General features: G+C 42.0%; 16 protein-coding genes. 5 read left to right on the top strand and 11 right to left on the bottom strand.

The features are described 5' to 3' along the window. Positions 1 to 148 precede the first annotated feature (148 nt). On the top strand, positions 149 to 850 hold the full coding sequence (locus tag ACZ41C_RS03650) for a response regulator transcription factor (RefSeq protein ID WP_138259608.1): 702 nt from the start codon (positions 149 to 151) through the stop codon (positions 848 to 850). Positions 851 to 936: 86 nt separating this feature from the next. After that, entirely contained in the window at positions 937 to 2,445 is a 1,509-nt protein-coding gene (locus ACZ41C_RS03655; RefSeq protein ID WP_464564404.1) for a sensor histidine kinase, read from the top strand. Between the two features lie 50 nt (positions 2,446 to 2,495). Here ACZ41C_RS03655 and ACZ41C_RS03660 read toward each other — a convergent pair whose 3' ends face one another. Both ACZ41C_RS03660 and ACZ41C_RS03665 read right to left on the bottom strand, forming a co-directional pair. After that, the gene (locus ACZ41C_RS03660; protein WP_138259606.1) at positions 2,496 to 2,792 is read right to left on the bottom strand and encodes an isoamylase early set domain-containing protein; all 297 of its coding nucleotides are present in this window, start codon (positions 2,790 to 2,792) and stop codon (positions 2,496 to 2,498) included. Positions 2,793 to 2,942: 150 nt separating this feature from the next. Further along, a complete protein-coding gene (locus tag ACZ41C_RS03665) occupies positions 2,943 to 4,028 on the bottom strand; it encodes an aminotransferase class V-fold PLP-dependent enzyme (RefSeq protein ID WP_464564406.1) in 1,086 nt (361 codons plus the stop codon). 135 nt (positions 4,029 to 4,163) lie between these two features. Here ACZ41C_RS03665 and ACZ41C_RS03670 point away from each other — a divergent pair, with 135 nt between their 5' ends. Then, the gene (locus ACZ41C_RS03670) at positions 4,164 to 4,700 is read left to right on the top strand and encodes a dihydrofolate reductase (protein WP_464564408.1); all 537 of its coding nucleotides are present in this window, start codon (positions 4,164 to 4,166) and stop codon (positions 4,698 to 4,700) included. Here ACZ41C_RS03670 and murI read toward each other — a convergent pair. After that, on the bottom strand, positions 4,697 to 5,485 hold the full coding sequence (gene murI / locus ACZ41C_RS03675; RefSeq protein ID WP_464564410.1) for a glutamate racemase: 789 nt from the start codon (positions 5,483 to 5,485) through the stop codon (positions 4,697 to 4,699). The two genes, ACZ41C_RS03670 and murI, sit on opposite strands and share 4 nt — an antisense overlap. 8 nt (positions 5,486 to 5,493) lie before the next feature. Beyond that, positions 5,494 to 7,164, bottom strand: a complete 1,671-nt coding sequence (gene pafA, locus ACZ41C_RS03680; RefSeq protein ID WP_464564412.1) for an alkaline phosphatase PafA — start codon at positions 7,162 to 7,164, stop codon at positions 5,494 to 5,496. Between the two features lie 111 nt (positions 7,165 to 7,275). Between pafA and ACZ41C_RS03685 the strand changes: the two genes are divergently transcribed. Further along, on the top strand, positions 7,276 to 8,013 hold the full coding sequence (locus ACZ41C_RS03685; protein WP_138259602.1) for an MlaE family ABC transporter permease: 738 nt from the start codon (positions 7,276 to 7,278) through the stop codon (positions 8,011 to 8,013). Beyond that, positions 8,013 to 8,780 carry an ABC transporter ATP-binding protein gene (locus tag ACZ41C_RS03690; protein WP_138259601.1) on the top strand — a complete coding sequence of 256 codons (768 nt, stop codon included), beginning with the start codon at positions 8,013 to 8,015 and terminating at the stop codon, positions 8,778 to 8,780. The genes ACZ41C_RS03685 and ACZ41C_RS03690 overlap by 1 nt, the downstream gene beginning before the upstream one ends. Here the strand turns inward: ACZ41C_RS03690 and ACZ41C_RS03695 are convergent. The 7 genes from ACZ41C_RS03695 to pdhA form a co-directional block, all read right to left on the bottom strand. Next, complete coding sequence (locus tag ACZ41C_RS03695; RefSeq protein WP_138259600.1) at positions 8,777 to 10,246, bottom strand: DUF389 domain-containing protein; 1,470 nt, start codon at positions 10,244 to 10,246, stop codon at positions 8,777 to 8,779. The two genes, ACZ41C_RS03690 and ACZ41C_RS03695, sit on opposite strands and share 4 nt — an antisense overlap. Before the next feature lie 2 nt (positions 10,247 to 10,248). Beyond that, positions 10,249 to 11,328, bottom strand: a complete 1,080-nt coding sequence (locus ACZ41C_RS03700) for a mannose-1-phosphate guanylyltransferase (RefSeq protein ID WP_464564415.1) — start codon at positions 11,326 to 11,328, stop codon at positions 10,249 to 10,251. Position 11,329: 1 nt separating this feature from the next. After that, positions 11,330 to 11,932, bottom strand: a complete 603-nt coding sequence (locus ACZ41C_RS03705) for a SprT-like domain-containing protein (RefSeq protein WP_464564417.1) — start codon at positions 11,930 to 11,932, stop codon at positions 11,330 to 11,332. 91 nt (positions 11,933 to 12,023) lie between these two features. Then, a complete protein-coding gene (locus ACZ41C_RS03710; RefSeq protein WP_464564419.1) occupies positions 12,024 to 12,704 on the bottom strand; it encodes an SDR family NAD(P)-dependent oxidoreductase in 681 nt (226 codons plus the stop codon). Beyond that, on the bottom strand, positions 12,704 to 13,750 hold the full coding sequence (locus tag ACZ41C_RS03715) for a M28 family metallopeptidase (RefSeq protein WP_464564421.1): 1,047 nt from the start codon (positions 13,748 to 13,750) through the stop codon (positions 12,704 to 12,706). The genes ACZ41C_RS03710 and ACZ41C_RS03715 overlap by 1 nt, the downstream gene beginning before the upstream one ends. 79 nt (positions 13,751 to 13,829) lie before the next feature. Beyond that, positions 13,830 to 15,491 (bottom strand): pyruvate dehydrogenase complex dihydrolipoamide acetyltransferase, encoded by a 1,662-nt coding sequence (locus ACZ41C_RS03720; protein ID WP_464564423.1) that lies wholly within the window; start codon positions 15,489 to 15,491, stop codon positions 13,830 to 13,832. 4 nt (positions 15,492 to 15,495) lie between these two features. Continuing rightward, the gene (gene pdhA / locus ACZ41C_RS03725) at positions 15,496 to 16,494 is read right to left on the bottom strand and encodes a pyruvate dehydrogenase (acetyl-transferring) E1 component subunit alpha (RefSeq protein ID WP_138259594.1); all 999 of its coding nucleotides are present in this window, start codon (positions 16,492 to 16,494) and stop codon (positions 15,496 to 15,498) included. Between the last annotated feature and the right edge of the window lie 115 nt (positions 16,495 to 16,609).

A 16,609-nucleotide genomic window follows, 5' to 3' on the forward strand; every position in this document is an offset into this window, starting at 1 on the left:
ATTTTTAAATACTGTTTTTCCCTCACTCGTGAAATTTTTTCGAAAAAATGAAAGTAAAAAAGGCTTATACCGACCCAATTACCTACAATAGAGTGCATTCCCAATGCTTGTGAAGGTTTCGTGATAACTATTCCTTTATTTCGCTGTTATGAAAAGAGTTCTGATTATAGAGGATGATATCGAAATCGTCCATCTTCTGGAAATACATTTAAAAGATTTAAACTGTGAGGTAGTATCCTCACAACGGGGAGATGAAGGATTCATCAATGCCTTGGAAAAGGATTTCAGCCTAATCATCCTGGACATTATGCTGCCTGGAATGGACGGCGTGGAAATATGCCAAAAGCTAAGGGCCAAGAATATTGAAACACCCATCATCATGCTCACTTCCAAATCCGAAGAGATTGACAAGGTACTGGGCCTGGAAATTGGCGCGGACGATTATCTGACCAAACCCTTTAGTGTACGGGAATTCATTGCCCGTGTCAAGGCCATTTTCAGAAGACAAAAAATGACCTCCCACACTACCGATGAAAGTATAGAAAAAGTGAACCATTTTGGCCAATTATCCATAAACATAGAAACAAGAAAAATAACCTTGGACGGACAGCGGGTGGACCTTTCCCCAAAGGAGTTTGAGCTATTGGTACTATTATCCTCCAACCCCGGAAAAAGCTACGACCGTAAAAAACTCTTAAACCTTGTCTGGGGCTATGATTTTGATGGGTATGAACATACGGTCAACTCCCATATCAATAGGTTACGTTCTAAAATAGAGCCTGATATGGGCAATCCAAAATACATATTGACAACATGGGGTATCGGGTACAAATTCAACGAAGACTTATGAAGGCCTATTACGGACATTGGTCAGTTAAAGGTAGGTAAATAACAAGATATTAAACACTTAAACCATAGGTTTATAATAAAATATAGATGAAAAATTCCCTTCTTTCCATTTCCTTGATTCGGAAACTAATCCTCTCCTTTTTGGCCATATTGGTGGTGGCCGGAATTGCATATACGATTTCTTCAGTATACCTATCGGAAAAATATTATGCGGAAACCACGCAACGGTTGCATGCCAACTTGGCCCAAGATCTCATCGACGAAAAATTCACCAATGAAAGTCCGTTCCAAGGAAACGGGGAAATCAACAAAGCCTTGTTTGGTGATATCATGCACGATATGATGGCCGTAAACAGAGCTATTGAAGTGTATTTGTTAAACCCTGAAGGAGTGGTTCAATATTCCATAGTATTGGACCATGAGGCCCCTGAGACCAACAACATGAAGATTTCCTTAGAACCTATAAATACGTTTATTGAAAACAAAGGCCAAGGATACTTTTTGGGAGAGGACCCAAAGGACCCGTCCAAAAAACAGGTTTTTTCAGCAGCCAAATTCCAAAAAGAAAATATGGAAGGATATATTTATATTTTACTGGCGGGCAGGGATTTTTTAAACACTAGGGAATTGTTGTTTGGAAGCTATATCCTAAAAATGGGGCTTGGCAACTTGATGTTGACCCTATTGTTCACTTCGCTTTTGGCCATACTCTCAGTATGGTACCTTACCAAAAACTTGCGGGAACTGGTCCATGCCACAAGACGGTTTCAACAAGGCGACCTTCAATATAGAATAAAGGATGCGGAAAAATCGGACCTTGCTACGGTCACCACTACCTTCAACGAAATGGCCGATACCATCCTTGAGGACATGAACAAATTGCAATCCATTGAAAGTTTACGAAGGGAGCTAATCGCCAATATTTCCCATGACCTCAGAACTCCCCTTGCCATTATACAGGGATATATTGAAACCCTACAGATGAAGGGCAAAGAACTTACACAGGAACAAAAAGACCATTACCTGAACACTATAGAAAACGGTAGCAAACGATTGGCCAAATTGATTACACAGCTTTTTGAATATTCCAAACTGGAAGCCAATCAAATCGAACCAAAAAAGGAACCTTTTCTAATAAGTGAACTGGCCAACGACATTTACAGCAACTATGCGATTTTAGCACAAAAAAAGAATATACATCTGGATTTAAACATGGATGATAACCTTCCATTGGTTTTTGCCGATATCTCACTCGTGGAACGGGCCATTCAGAATCTCATGGACAATGCCCTGAAATTTACGCCAGACGATGGAACGATTACCATTGGTATTTTAAAGAAAAATGAGCATGTGGAAATTCACATCAAGGATAGTGGTCCAGGAATACAAACCGAGAACCAAGCCCTAATTTTTGAACGGTACAGACAAACAAAATCCGGGAAGAAAAATGAAGGGGCCGGACTGGGATTGGCCATTGTTAGAAAAATTGTGGAACTCCACAATTCCACCATCAAAGTCGACAGCACTCCCAATGACGGTGCCAAGTTTACGTTTACCCTTCCCGTACATGGGTTGCAGCAGGCCATGCCTTTATAACAAAAAAAGGGAACTTAAAAAGTTCCCTTAATTATCTAGTTTAAAATTATTTACAACTCCAATACCGCATTTTCAGAACCGGCATAATCGTTCCACTGGTAACGGTCCGCCTCAGTTTCGTTTACATAAGTGCCGTCTACCAAGTATTTAAATTCGAACGTACTTTCCTTTGGAAGGTCAAAAGTTCCCTTAAAAGTTCCGTTTTTTAATTTTTTCAATGTGCTTCCCTTAGGGCTCCAATCGTTAAAGTCACCTACTACGGCCACTTTCTTAGCATCCTCTGCAGGAACTGTAAAAGTTACCTTACAAACCGGTTTTGTCTTTAGATATTGTTTTGCGATTGCCATGATTTTAGTTTTTAAATTTAGGGCAAAGCTACGGCATTAAACTCCTCATTGTCAACGGTTAATGTCATTTTTATGAAATTGGCAAAAATTTAGCTGAAATTAACGACTGTCCAAAAATAATGTCTTTCAAATGTTGCAAGTAGGTAATTATCAATAGGATGTTTTTAAGACTTTTATAAGATGTTCAAAGTCATCCATTCCATTATAGAAGTTAAAGCTCACCCTAATTCCGTCTCCCCGCATAGCGCACAATATGTCATTGTCAGACAAGGTCTTAAACACTTTTTGACCTGCCTTTATATTAAATATGGTACTATGGGCTTCCCTGTCGACTATATGTTTCTGTAATAAGCCCATGCCATTTAAAGCTTCTTTTAATTTTTTGGACATATTTTGATTATGCTGAGTAATCTGTTCCATTCCAATGGAGTCCAAAAAATCCAAGGAGAATTTTAGACTTCCAAAGTTCAAACTGGACAAATGACCAGGCTCAAACTTTTTTGCGAGGGCCATGGTTTCCTTATTGTCGAAATTTCCATGCGCTGCATTAAACCCTGTAGTAGGTACCTTGAGCTCGTTCTCCAGATTGTCGGCAAAGAGCATAAACCCATTTCCATAACCGGACAGGAGCCATTTATAGCCGCTAACCCCCAAAACATCGATTCCCGAAGCTTTAAAATCAAAGGACATGGCTCCACAAAACTGTGTACCATCGGCAATAATCAAAAGGTTTGGGTTGTCACGTTTTAGTTTTTTGATGAACTCCAAATCGATTAAAAATCCGTCCAGCCATTGCACAATGCTAAAGGCAAATACATCGATATGCTTTTTTTTGACAGCCTCTGCTATTCTCTCCTCAAGGTCGGAAGTAATACCCAAGGTTGTAATAGCAAACTCCCGACTCTCAAAGGGCCAGTTCACGGAAGGATAGTCGTTCTCCAAAAGCAGTACATTCCTTTTTGCCTGTAACCCCTCCAATAATAAGTTCATTCCCAAGGAATAATTATACACCAAAGCGACCCTTTCCCTGTCGCAATTAAAAAATTGCCCAATTTTTTCACGTGTATCGGACAAGGTTTTAAGTGTTTGTTCCCACATTTCACTACCATGTAATAAAGCATCCAAATCATGTTCCTGTCTCCAATCGATCAAGGAATCATATAATGGCCCAAAAACGGCCGTATTTAAATAGGTACACTTTCTTAGCAGGGGAAACTCCATTTTTATTTTATCCATTAATCGATTCTTTTTTGGAACGCATTTGTTCGCTTTTTAAAACAACAGCTATCTCTATGTACAAATCCGTAACTTTGAATTATAAAGATAGCCATAGCAATTTATATGGCTCGTTTTTTGTTCAAGCATAGCTACATGAAGGCCGAAAAAATTATAATAATGATTGCTGCCGCAGGTGAGGATGATTCCCTTGGAAGGGATAATGATTTGCTTTGGCATCTTCCCGATGATTTCAAGAGGTTCAAACGATTGACCTCCGGACATAAGATTATCATGGGTAGAAAAACATTTGAAAGCTTTCCGAAGCCCTTGCCCAATAGGTTGCATATTATCATTACCCGTGACAAAAACTACAAGGTGTCTTTTCCCGATTGCATCGTTGTGCATTCCTTGGAAGAAGCCCTGGACCTAGTCAACGAAGAAAAAGCATATATTATTGGTGGCGGAGAAATATATAGACTTGGAGAAAAATATGCCGATGGTATCGAACTCACTAGGGTTCATGGTACTTTTAACGCAGATACCTTCTTCCCGCCTATCTACGCTACTGTTTGGGAGTTGGTGGCCGAGGAATACCATCCAAAAGATGAGAACCATGAATACGATTTCACCTATCGTACCTATACGAGAAAAAATAACGAAGCAATAAATTTAGGAGATTCTAACAATTAAAAGTCCAAGTATTGGGCCGTTACGTTAGGAGCAGCGTTTAAGACAAACCTTTCCAGCACTTCCAAATTTCCATTTGTATAAAATTGATACCTGCCAAAAGCATTCAAACTATTTTGGAGATGTTGTTTGGCCAGGATTGCTTTGGTCTGCCTTGCCACGGCCTCGCCAGAATCGATTATCTGTACGCCAGGGGGCAATATTTCCCTTAAAATCGGTATTAAATATGGATAATGGGTACAGCCAAGTACTAGGTAATCAATGCCTTTCTCCAACATGGGTTGTACAAACTGATTTAAAAGCTTTTTTAAGGAACCACTTTCCAAATCGCCTTTTTCGATCAATTCTACCAATCCCTTTCCTTGTCTTTCAATGACCTCTATCCCAGCTGCATGATTTTGGCTCGTACTATGGAACAAGGCACTGGACAAGGTTCCCTTAGTGGCCAAAATTCCAACTTTCTTGGACTTGGAGTTTAAGGCCGCAGGTTTGATGGCCGGTTCAATCCCTATAAATGGAATATCGTACGAGTTCCTAAGATAATCGATGGCGTTTGTTGTTGCGGTATTACAGGCGACAACGATCAACTTGCATCCCCGTTGAATCAAATACTCGGTATTCTTAATACTCAGTTGTAGGATTTCCTCGTTCGATTTTTCACCGTAAGGAGCATTTTTACTATCTGCCAAATAGATACAATGTTCATAAGGCATAAGGGTTTGTATTTCCTTCCAAATGGAAGTACCCCCAATACCGGAGTCAAAAATACCTATGGGATTATCGTTCATGACCCTATTTATTCCAATACCTCTGAAAGGGGCTTTCCTGTTGTTCCACTGGGAAAAGCGATTCCCAACAAAGCTGAAATTGTAGGGGCGATATCTGGAATTTCGGTTCTCTCCACAGTACTTCCCTTTTGTATCCCCTTTCCAAAGAACAGTAAAGGTACGTGGGTATCATAAATTTGGGGCGATCCATGGGTGGAACCCGTTTTAGGATAGGTAATGGTTCCCGGTTTTAGGACAAGAAGTACATCCCCTGATCTTTTTTGGTTGTACCCGTTTTGCAGAATATAGGGAATACCGGAGGAATAATTATTTTGCCACATTTGATAGCCGGTATACACGCGATCCACGTAATCATAGCTTAAAAACTCCTTGGCTATAGCTTCCTGCACATCCTTGATTTCCAAATCCAGATTTTTTACAATCTTATGATCCAGAAAAATTTGATAGTTTGAAAAATTCTTTACGATTTCCTCGGTTCCATAGGTATATCTTAAAAACTCCGTAAACTTTTCCTTTGTAGTGCTATTGTCCACATAACCGGCGGGAATTCTTGTCGATATTAGATATGATGGCACGTCGATTGCGGCGTGGTCTGCCGTCAAAAAGACGGTGTACTCCCCTTCGCCCACATTTTTATCCAAGGCCTTGAAGAGTCGCGCCAAATCCAAATCCAAACGGATATAGGTATCCTCCACTTCCTTGGAGTTTACCCCGAACATGTGCCCTACATAATCCGTGCTTGAATAGCTGACCGCCAAAAAATCAGTAATCTCGTCCTGACCCAATTGTTCACGTACTAGGGCCTCAATGGCAAAATCGGTCGTGATGCTATTGCCGTAGGGAGTTGCCTTTATGATCTCAAAATTATTGTTTTTGTCCAACAGGTCTTGAGGGTTGTGAGGGAATGACGACGAGGTTTCACCATCAAATAGTCCTTCAAAAGCATTGTCGTCCACGCCACTTTCTACATAGGTACTTATATCCTTCAAGGTGTTCCATCCTTTTTTATAGGATTGGGCGACTCCAGAACTATTAAAATCTTCCACCCATTTTGGAAGGGCATCCATATAGTAGCTGCTCGTAATCCACTTACCCTCATTTTTGCCATGAAACCAATACGCGGCATTGGCGGTATGTCCGCCAGGGAGTACGGCTCCTCTATCCTTAAGGGCGATGGCGATGGTCTTTCCCCTCATTTGCGTATGTAATCTGAGTTCATCCGTTATGGTCGTAACGGTCATTCTATGCGGGGACATTTGGCCGGCATCTGAAGTGGTACCCACGGATACATACCTATCGTCCGATGCACAATACACATCCACATCATTTTCTTTGTCGTACCATTCATTGCCAATAATACCATGCGTAGCCGGAGTGGTGCCGGTATAAACCGATGTATGCCCAGGTCCCGTACTGGTTGGGGCATAGTTAAAATGGTTGTTCTTACAGTTGAAACCCTCTTCCACCATTCTTTTAAATCCCCCTTCTTCATATTGATCATAAAAGCGGGTCAGATAGTCGTACCGCATCTGGTCCACAATAATCCCAACGACCAATTTAGGCTTGGTTCTCAATGCATCAGGCTCCTCAACCTTGTTCTTACGTTGGGAATAGCCTTGGAAACAAATCAATAGGATGGTAAAAATACTGGGTAATACAGTTGTGAAACGAAAGGTCATGCCTAAAATATTAAGGCGTAAAAATAAAGAAAATAGCCCTGAAAAAATTAATTGGAAGTTAAATCAAATCCATTATTGTTATTTTTACCGTAACAAATCTATTTTAAAGGGATGAATTATTTAGCGTCGATTGGCAGCTATTCCATGATGGTCGTAGAGGTTTTTAAGAAGCCCACCAAATGGCGCATAATGAAATCCCTGATTTTAAAAGAAGTAGATGAACTAGTGTACGGATCACTTGGCATCATTATCTTCATTTCCTTTTTTATTGGCGCCGTTGTTGCCATACAGACCGCACTGAATCTCACGAATCCCATCATTCCAAGAAGTCTCATTGGATTTGCCACAAGGCAGTCCGTTATATTGGAATTTGCACCTACGTTCGTATCCATAATCATGGCGGGAAAAGTGGGTTCTTACATCACTTCGAGCATTGGAACCATGCGGGTCACGGAACAAATAGATGCCTTGGAAGTCATGGGCGTAAATTCTTTGAACTATTTGGTATTCCCAAAAATCATTGCGATGCTCTTTTACCCTTTTGCGATTGCCATTTCCATGTATGTTGGAATTTTTGGAGGTTGGCTCGCTGGGGTGTTTGGCGGATTTTTAACGAGTACCGACTTTGTGACCGGGCTTCAGACCGATTTTATTCCCTTTCATATTGCCTACGCGTTCATTAAGACACTGATCTTTGCATTCATCATAGCCACCATACCTTCCTTTCATGGATACTATATGAAAGGCGGGGCCCTGGAAGTAGGAAAGGCCAGTACCACGTCCTTTGTCTGGACCAGCGTGGTCATAATCATTTTGAACTATTTGCTAACCCAACTACTTTTAGGCTAATGATCGAGGTGAACAACATACATAAATCCTTTGGTGACGCACATATTTTAAAAGGTATCTCCACCACCTTTGAAAATGGCAAGACCAATTTGATTATAGGTCAGAGTGGCTCCGGAAAAACGGTATTCCTCAAATGCCTTTTGGGGTTGTTTTCTCCGGAAAAAGGAAGCATTGTCTACGACGGAAAAAAATATTCAGACCTCACCGAAAACGAGAAACGCGATTTAAGGCAGGAAATGGGCATGGTCTTCCAGGGAAGTGCCCTGTTCGATAGTATGACTGTAGCCGGCAATGTGAAATTTCCTTTGGAAATGTTCACAAAACAATCGGCATCTGAAATGGACGATCGGGTAAATACCGTTTTGAAACGGGTAAACTTGGTGGATGCCCATAATAAATTTCCGGCAGAAATTTCCGGAGGAATGCAGAAACGTGTCGCTATTGCCAGGGCCATCGTTATGAACCCCAAGTACCTATTTTGTGACGAACCCAATTCTGGATTAGATCCAAAGACGGCTATCCTCATCGATGATCTTATCAAGGAGATTACGGAAGAATATAACATTACTACGATAATCAATACCCATGACATGAATTCCGTAATGCAGATTGGAGAAAAAATTCTATTCTTAAAAGATGGTCTTAAGGAATGGGAAGGCACAAAGAACGAAATATTCAAGACCGAGAACGAGGCGGTCACCAATTTTGTCTATTCTTCCGATCTTTTTAAAAAAGTACGGCAGATGTACATTGAGGAACGAAATTAATCCTCCATTACTTCCTTTACCTGAATATTGTCATTGTTCAAACGAAGCTTGAGCCAATTCAATAACTTTTGGGTATCCTTGACCGTTTGGTTTCTCCTGGCTTCCTTTTTCCAAGTAATTTCGAAAACCGGTATGGTATCCGTCTTTTGGAAATCCGTTGCTATTAAATAAGAATATCCCAGGCGTTCCAAATTCTCATAATTTGTTTTGGCTTCCATACTTATTTCTTTAAACGGAATCTGACCTACTGCCCCTTTGCTTAATCTTGACAATTCACTTTCCAAAAAGGCAATTTTTTCGTCCTTGCTGCTCAGCTGGTTCTTCTGGGTCTCGTACAGTTCATTAATGTATTTGAGCTGGTTTACCTCCTCGCTTTGCCCACCTTGTATAATCTGCAGATCGGTGTCCTTCAGTCGGGGGTTATCCGCTAATTGGGCACGCCAGGTAGCAATTATATTATCGGGAATGACCTCATTGCCCATAAAAACCAGTTCTATTGTAGAATTCTCCCCGTTGTTATATTCCAAATCCGTGAAATTCTCCAAAAACCTTCCCTGACCTGAAAATTGATAGGGCACCACATTCTCATCGATAAAAATAGTGGCCTGTTTCCTGAACAAAGATTCCTGTAACGCGTTCCAAAACGTGATGCTCGCGGGAATCATGACCGCAATGGCCACAGCAGAGGCCAGCCTTGCGATGAATTTTCTTCGTTTTGAGTTGACATAGCGTACCATTGGAAAACGCAACAACTTAATCACCAGAAAGGTGGCCAGTGCAATGAAGATGGTGTTTATGGTGAATAGGTACATGGCCCCACTAGCATAGTCCCAATTACCAATTGCCAATCCAAAGCCAACGGTGCATAATGGAGGCATCAAGGCTGTCGCGATGGCCACACCAAAGATGACACTTGCAATGGTTCCTTTTTTCGCCCTTGCGATTACCAATGCCAATCCACCAAAAAATGCGATCAACACGTCCCGTATATCCGGGGCCGTTCTTGCCAAAAGTTCAGAAGACTCGTCCCGCAGCGGAAAGAACCTGAAAAAAAGAAAAGCGGTCAGCACGCTTAAAACCACCATCACCCCAAAATTCTTTAAAGACCTTTTTAGGGTATCGATATCATTGATACCTACGGAAAGCCCAATACCTAAAATTGGGCCCATTAGGGGAGAAATTAACATAGCGCCAATAACTACCGCAGTAGAGTTTGCGTTCAACCCTATGGAGGCAATAAAGATGGAGCAAACAAGGATCCATGAGGTATGTCCCTTAAAGGGAATATCTGCAATGATCGCTTCCCTAGTGGCGTCCTGGTCCGTGTTGGTCCTTATGTCCAGCAATTCCAGAAGAAACTTTTTTATACTGCCCAAAAGTCCCTGAAAGTCCCTTTTTACCTCGTCCCCGCTATCCGGGGTATTGTCCGTTGGAGTAACGTTGTCCTGACCGAATTTATCCTGCATAGTTACGCGTACTTATCACCAAAATTTTCCTTGACCGAATTTAGTACCTTTTTAATATCCTGCTCCTTGGCTTTTGGATAAATTAACAATACTTCTTCCTTGTCCACTATGATGTAATCCTTCAGCCCGTCAACAACTACTATCTTGTCTTTAGGGGTACGGATCATATTCCCTGTGGCATCCTCGGCCGAAAGTTGGGCGTTGACGACTGCGTTGCCCATGTTGTCCTTGTTCAATTTATCGAACAAGGAACCCCACGTGCCAAGGTCGTTCCAATCAAATGTGGCTTCTAGAACAAAAATGGCACCGGACTTTTCCAAAATAGCATAGTCAATGGAAATATTTTCAGCTTTCGGATAATTTTCGGCAATAAAAATTTTTTCTTCGGATGTATTCAAACAGGAAAGCCCATCATGGAATAAATGGAATTGGGTTGACTGATACTCCTTAAAGGCATCTACGATCGTTCTAACGCTCCACATGAAAATACCGGCATTCCACAAAAAATTCCCCTGAACCAAAAATTCCTTGGCCGTTTCATAATCGGGCTTTTCCCTGAATTGATTTACCTTTTTGATTTGGTTATCATCGGATTTATCAAACTCGATATATCCAAATCCGGTATTGGGAAATGTGGGTTTTATACCCAATGTACAAAGCACTTTTTCCTTTTCACATTTATCGAAGCAAGCCGTAACGTCCGCGGCAAAAGCCTCTTCGTCCTCGATCCAATGGTCGCTAGGCGCCACGATCATTACCCCATTGGGGTTCATTTTCTGAATCTTGAGGGCCGCGTAAAGGATACACGGAGCGGTATTTCGCATGGCAGGTTCCAAAACCACCTGCTCTTGAGATACCATGGGCAACTGTTCCAAAACCAAATCGTTGTAGCGTTCATTGGTTAAAATTAGAATATTCTCGGTTGGAACGAACTTATTCAGCCTTTGAAAGGTCTTTTGAATGAGCGTTTCACCCGTGCCCAACATATCATGGAATTGCTTGGGATAATCCGTTGTACTTATGGGCCAGAATCTTGAGCCCACACCTCCTGCCATTAAAACGGCATAATAATTTTTGTTCATGTTAACTGGTTATAAGTTCTACCTCCGCATTGGGCTGAAAAAGGTATACCCTTCCCGTCTTGACCTCAACGCATTCAAATCTCTTAACTCTTTTATTGCCTTTCTTGAATAGCTTTCCATTATATATCCTGAAAACACTTCCAAAAGGTAATTGAAAAACGTATGTTTTGTCATTTTCTTGCGCATCAAATTGCTGTAAGGCCATTGACAATCTTGCATCCGTACTACTGCTTGCCTTGGGGTTTTTAAAATGGATGGCCAACAAGGGCAATAATTTGGACGGAAAAATTTCCGGTCGTAAAAAAGGTAACATTAAATACTGAAACGTTCTTTTCCACTCCAACCCGTGCGGTTTAATCCTGCGGCCATATTTTTCAAAAGCGACCAAATGTGCAATTTCATGAACCAAGGTAATTAAAAACCGATATTTATTGAGGGTAGCGTTTACGGTAATGATGTGTTTACCATCGGGAAGCCTCCTATAATCCCCATGTCTGGTAACCCTTTCGTTTACAATTTTAAGATGCACACCATTATCCTTAATGAGTTGCAGACAGGGATTTACAGATCGTTCCGGCAAATATTTACCCAAAATAGCTTCCATTAAAACAAAAATACCCGAAAAATTAAGAATTGAGCGGAATTGATTTTAATTAACAAAACACCAGTGGACATAGCCTTAAAGCCATCACTATTTAGGGTGTAGAATTTGAAACCTGAAGTAACTTCCCATTGAAGAGGGTGTGGCCGCCAAGCGCAAATCCCTTGATATATGTTGCCATTTCCAATGCCGTTACCGGGGCTTTGTATCCCGGAAAAGCTTCCTCCAGCATTTCGGTCTGGACAGCGCCCAAGGCCAATACATTGAACGAGGGACCTGTTTCCTTGTATTCCTCCGCCAGCAATTCCGTAAGTGTAATAACGGCACCCTTACTCGAACTATAGGCCGATAAGCCCGGAAACTTCATACTTCCCTGTACTCCTCCCATGGAACTGATGGTAATCACATGTCCCGTTTTTGACATATAGGGCACTACCAATTTTATCATGGCCGCCACCCCAAAGACATTTACATCATATACCTTTTTAAATTCATCCAAAGAAGTCTCGGCAAAAGGCTTGTTCAAAAGGGCACCTGCATTGTTGATCAGGACATCCACTTTCTGCCATTCCTTTTTTATAAATTCTTCAACTTTTACAAAATCCGAAGCACTGGACAAATCGAACGAAAACCCGGTAATGTTTTTATTTTCAAGGCTTTGTATGGGCTCCTCATTTCTGGAAAGTGCCAAAACAGAATGTCCTTCATTGGCAAACAATTGGGCCATTTCAAAGCCTATACCCCTGCTTGATCCTGTTATGATTACGTTGGCCATTACTTATATTTTATTTCCTTAACCGGCGAATTGGCGATCCCTTCTACAATGGGTATCATTTTGTTCACGATAGTGGCCATATGTCCATAATCCATTTCGGAGGTTTCGTCGTCCACTTTGTGATAGTAGGGGAAGTTCGTAAAGTCAAACGTACTGTACGTTTGGGAGGGAATATTGAACTCTTGATGGAAGGCATAGTTATCCGATCTTTTAAAGAGATTGAATTCCTTGGCCTGGGGCAAGAACCCAACTACCTTTTCCCCGGCGTAGGCGTTACTAACCTCGGCCATGTTCGATAATTCATACCCGGTGAGATACACCAAATGGTCCTTGTCCACCATGGGTACGCCCACCATTTCATAATTCAACATGGCATACATATCCAATCCTTGATCTTTCAGCTTTTTGGCCAAATGCCTTGAACCTAAAAGTCCTTTTTCTTCCGCACTGAACAATGCAAAAATAAGACTTCTTTTATTCGTTTTTTCCTTGCCAAAATATCGGGCGAGTTCCATGACCGTTGTGGTTCCAGATGCATTGTCATTGGCGCCGTTTGCAATATCGTCCCCATTCTCAGGACTTACAATCCCAAGATGATCATAATGTGCGCCCAGCATCACATATTCGTTCTTCAAAGCTGGGTCGGTACCCTCCAAAACCCCTACAACGTTGAACGCTACTCCTTCAAAGTTTTCCAAGGTATCCTTATAGGTCGTAAAATAAGGTGCGATGCCACTGGATGAAAATCGGTCTTCTATAAAGTCGGCCGCCATTTCGATGCCTTTGGTACCGGATCCTCTTCCCTCTAATGCATCGGATGCCAAATAATCCATAATTACGGCGATATCCTCCGAAGTTGAAAAAACAACCTCCTTGCCACTGAATTTTCCCGAATCGTTCATGGAAGTCTTAATTTCCTCCGAAACCATTCTTCCTTTAAGTCTCTCAGGACCATCTGGGTTCAATACCGTTTCATTGTTTATCTTTTTGGACCCACAGGAAACCAAAATCAGGACGGAAAGAAAACTTGTCAGCGTTCGTATCATATAAATGTGTTTGAGTGATAAAGATAAAAAAAAGCATCTCCGTTAAGAGATGCTTTTACACTATATTGTTCTGGGCCGATTAGGCCAACATGGTCACAGGGTTTTCCACATAGTACCTAAGCGTCTGTAAAAATTGCGCTCCCACGGCACCATCAACAGTTCTATGGTCGCAGGCCAAGGTCAATTTCATGGTATTCCCTATCACGATTTCCCCATTTTTGACCACCGGTTTTTCAACGATGGCCCCAACGGAAAGTATGGCGGAATTGGGTTGATTTATAATCGATGTGAATTCCTGTATCCCGAACATTCCCAAGTTGGAAACGGTAAAGGTACTTCCCTCCATTTCGGCAGGAGCAATTTTCTTGTTTCTCGCTTTACCGGCCAACTCCTTCACTGCTGCACCGATCTGCGTAAGACCCAGTAAGTCCGCATGCTTGATTACCGGCACAACCAACCCTTCGTCTACAGCTACGGCAACACCCATATGGATATGTTTGTACTGCTTCGTGGTATCACCGTTCCATGTAGTATTAACCTGAGGATGTTTTCGTAATGCCATGGCACAGGCCTTTAATACCATGTCATTGAAAGACACCTTGGTATCTGGCAAGCTATTTATCTGGGCCCTTGAAGCGATGGCGTTATCCATATCCACCTCAATGGTCAAATAGAAATGGGGTGCGGTAAACTTGGAATTCCCCAATGCCTTGGCGATGGCCTTTCGCATATTGGAATTCTTGCTTTCCTCCACACCTTCCTCACCAGCAGGAATTGCCATGGAAACAGCAGGCGCACTGGCCTTTTCCGTTTTTGAAACTTCCGGTGCAGCTTTTGGTGCTTCCGCAGGTTTGTAGTTTTCTATATCCTTTTTAATGATTCTCCCATTATCGCCCGTACCGGACACCTTGGAAAGGTCAATTCCCTTATCCTCTGCTATTTTCTTTGCCAAGGGCGATGCAAAGATTCTATTGCCATCCGAAGTTACGGAAGTAGATTCCTTACTCGATGTATCTTCTGTTTCGGAAGCCTTTGATGCTTCTTCTTTTTTCACTTCTGTCTTTGTACTTTTTTTGGAGCCTGACTTTGCGTTCAAAACCGCATCAACATCGGTACCATCGGGCCCTATGACGGCTAAAACAGCATCAACGGGCGCGGATTCCCCTTCCTGGATTCCAATATGAAGTAACTTTCCGGAATAGAAAGACTCGAATTCCATGGTTGCCTTGTCCGTCTCGATTTCGGCCAAAATATCACCTTCCTCAACCACGTCTCCCACTTGTTTCAACCAACTGGCTACGGTTCCTTCTTCCATGGTATCGCTTAGGCGCGGCATCTTCACGATTTCAACTCCTTCAGGAATTTCAGTGGCCGATGTGTCGCCTTCTTCATCCTCCGAATCATCCGAAGTTTCAGCGCTCTTTTCTTCGGCTTTGTCTTCCGAAGCATTTTCTTCTTTCTTTTGACTTCCCCCACCGTTCAAAAGTCCGGAAATGTCCTCTCCTTCTTCACCGATAATCGCCAACAATGTATCTACAGGAGCCCCATCACCTTCCTCAATACCAATATGAAGCAATGTACCTTGGTAAAATGATTCAAACTCCATAGTAGCCTTATCCGTTTCGATTTCGGCCAAAATATCGCCTTCTTCTACCTTATCCCCTACGTTTTTCAACCACTTTGCAACGGTACCTTCTTCCATGGTATCGCTTAATCGCGGCATATTAATTACTTCTGCCATTTAATTACAATTTATGTTGAACGAATGGAAAATCTTCTTGCTCGTATACCATATCGTATAATTGTTGTACGGGCGGATACTCTGATTTCTCCGCAAACTCTTCGCATTCCTTAACCAAATCCTTGACCCTTTTGTCGATCTTCTTGATTTCCTCGTCTGTTGCGTATTTATTTTCCTTGATAATATCCAAGACCTGGGTGATCGGATCAATTTTCTTGTATTCCTCTACCTCCTCCTTGGTTCTATAATGTTGAGCGTCTGACATAGAGTGACCCCTATATCTATACGTTTTCATTTCTAGGAAAGTTGGACCACCTCCAGAACGTGCCCGTTCAATGGCCTTGCTCATCTCTTGGGCAACGGTTACCGGATTCATTCCGTCTACCGGACCGCAGGGCATTTCATAACCCAATCCCAATTTCCAAATATCGGTGGAAAAAGAGGTTCTGGCCACGGATGTTCCCATGGCGTACCCATTATTCTCACAAACGAAAACCACGGGCAATTGCCAGAGCATGGCCAAGTTGAAAGTCTCGTGAAGCGACCCCTGCCTTACGGCACCATCTCCCATGTAACATAGGGTTACGGCATCACTACCGTGGTATTTATCACCAAACGCCATTCCTGCCCCTAGTGGAATTTGTCCACCAACGATACCATGGCCTCCGTGAAAACGATGCTCCTTTGAAAATATGTGCATGGATCCACCCATACCTTTGGAGGTTCCGGTCACCTTCCCATATAATTCGGCCATCACCTTTCGTGGGTCCACTCCCATCCCAATGGGCTGAACATGGTTCCTATACGCCGTAATCATTCGGTCCTTTGTCAAATCCATGGCATGCAAGGCTCCCGCCAATACTGCCTCCTGACCATTATACAAGTGAAGAAAACCTCTTACCTTTTGCTGAATGTACACGGCAGCAAGTTTGTCCTCGAACTTGCGCCAAAACGACATGTCCTCGTACCATTTCAAATAAGTTTCCTTGGTGATTTTTTCCATCGATTTTAAAATTTATTACAAATTAATCGGACTCCGTAGCAATGTTCAAGAAGCACATCACAAGAGAACAAAAATACACATATAAATGAATGGATAAAAATAATAGAAATAAAAG

The organism is Maribacter sp. C-4077 (assembly GCF_055378385.1).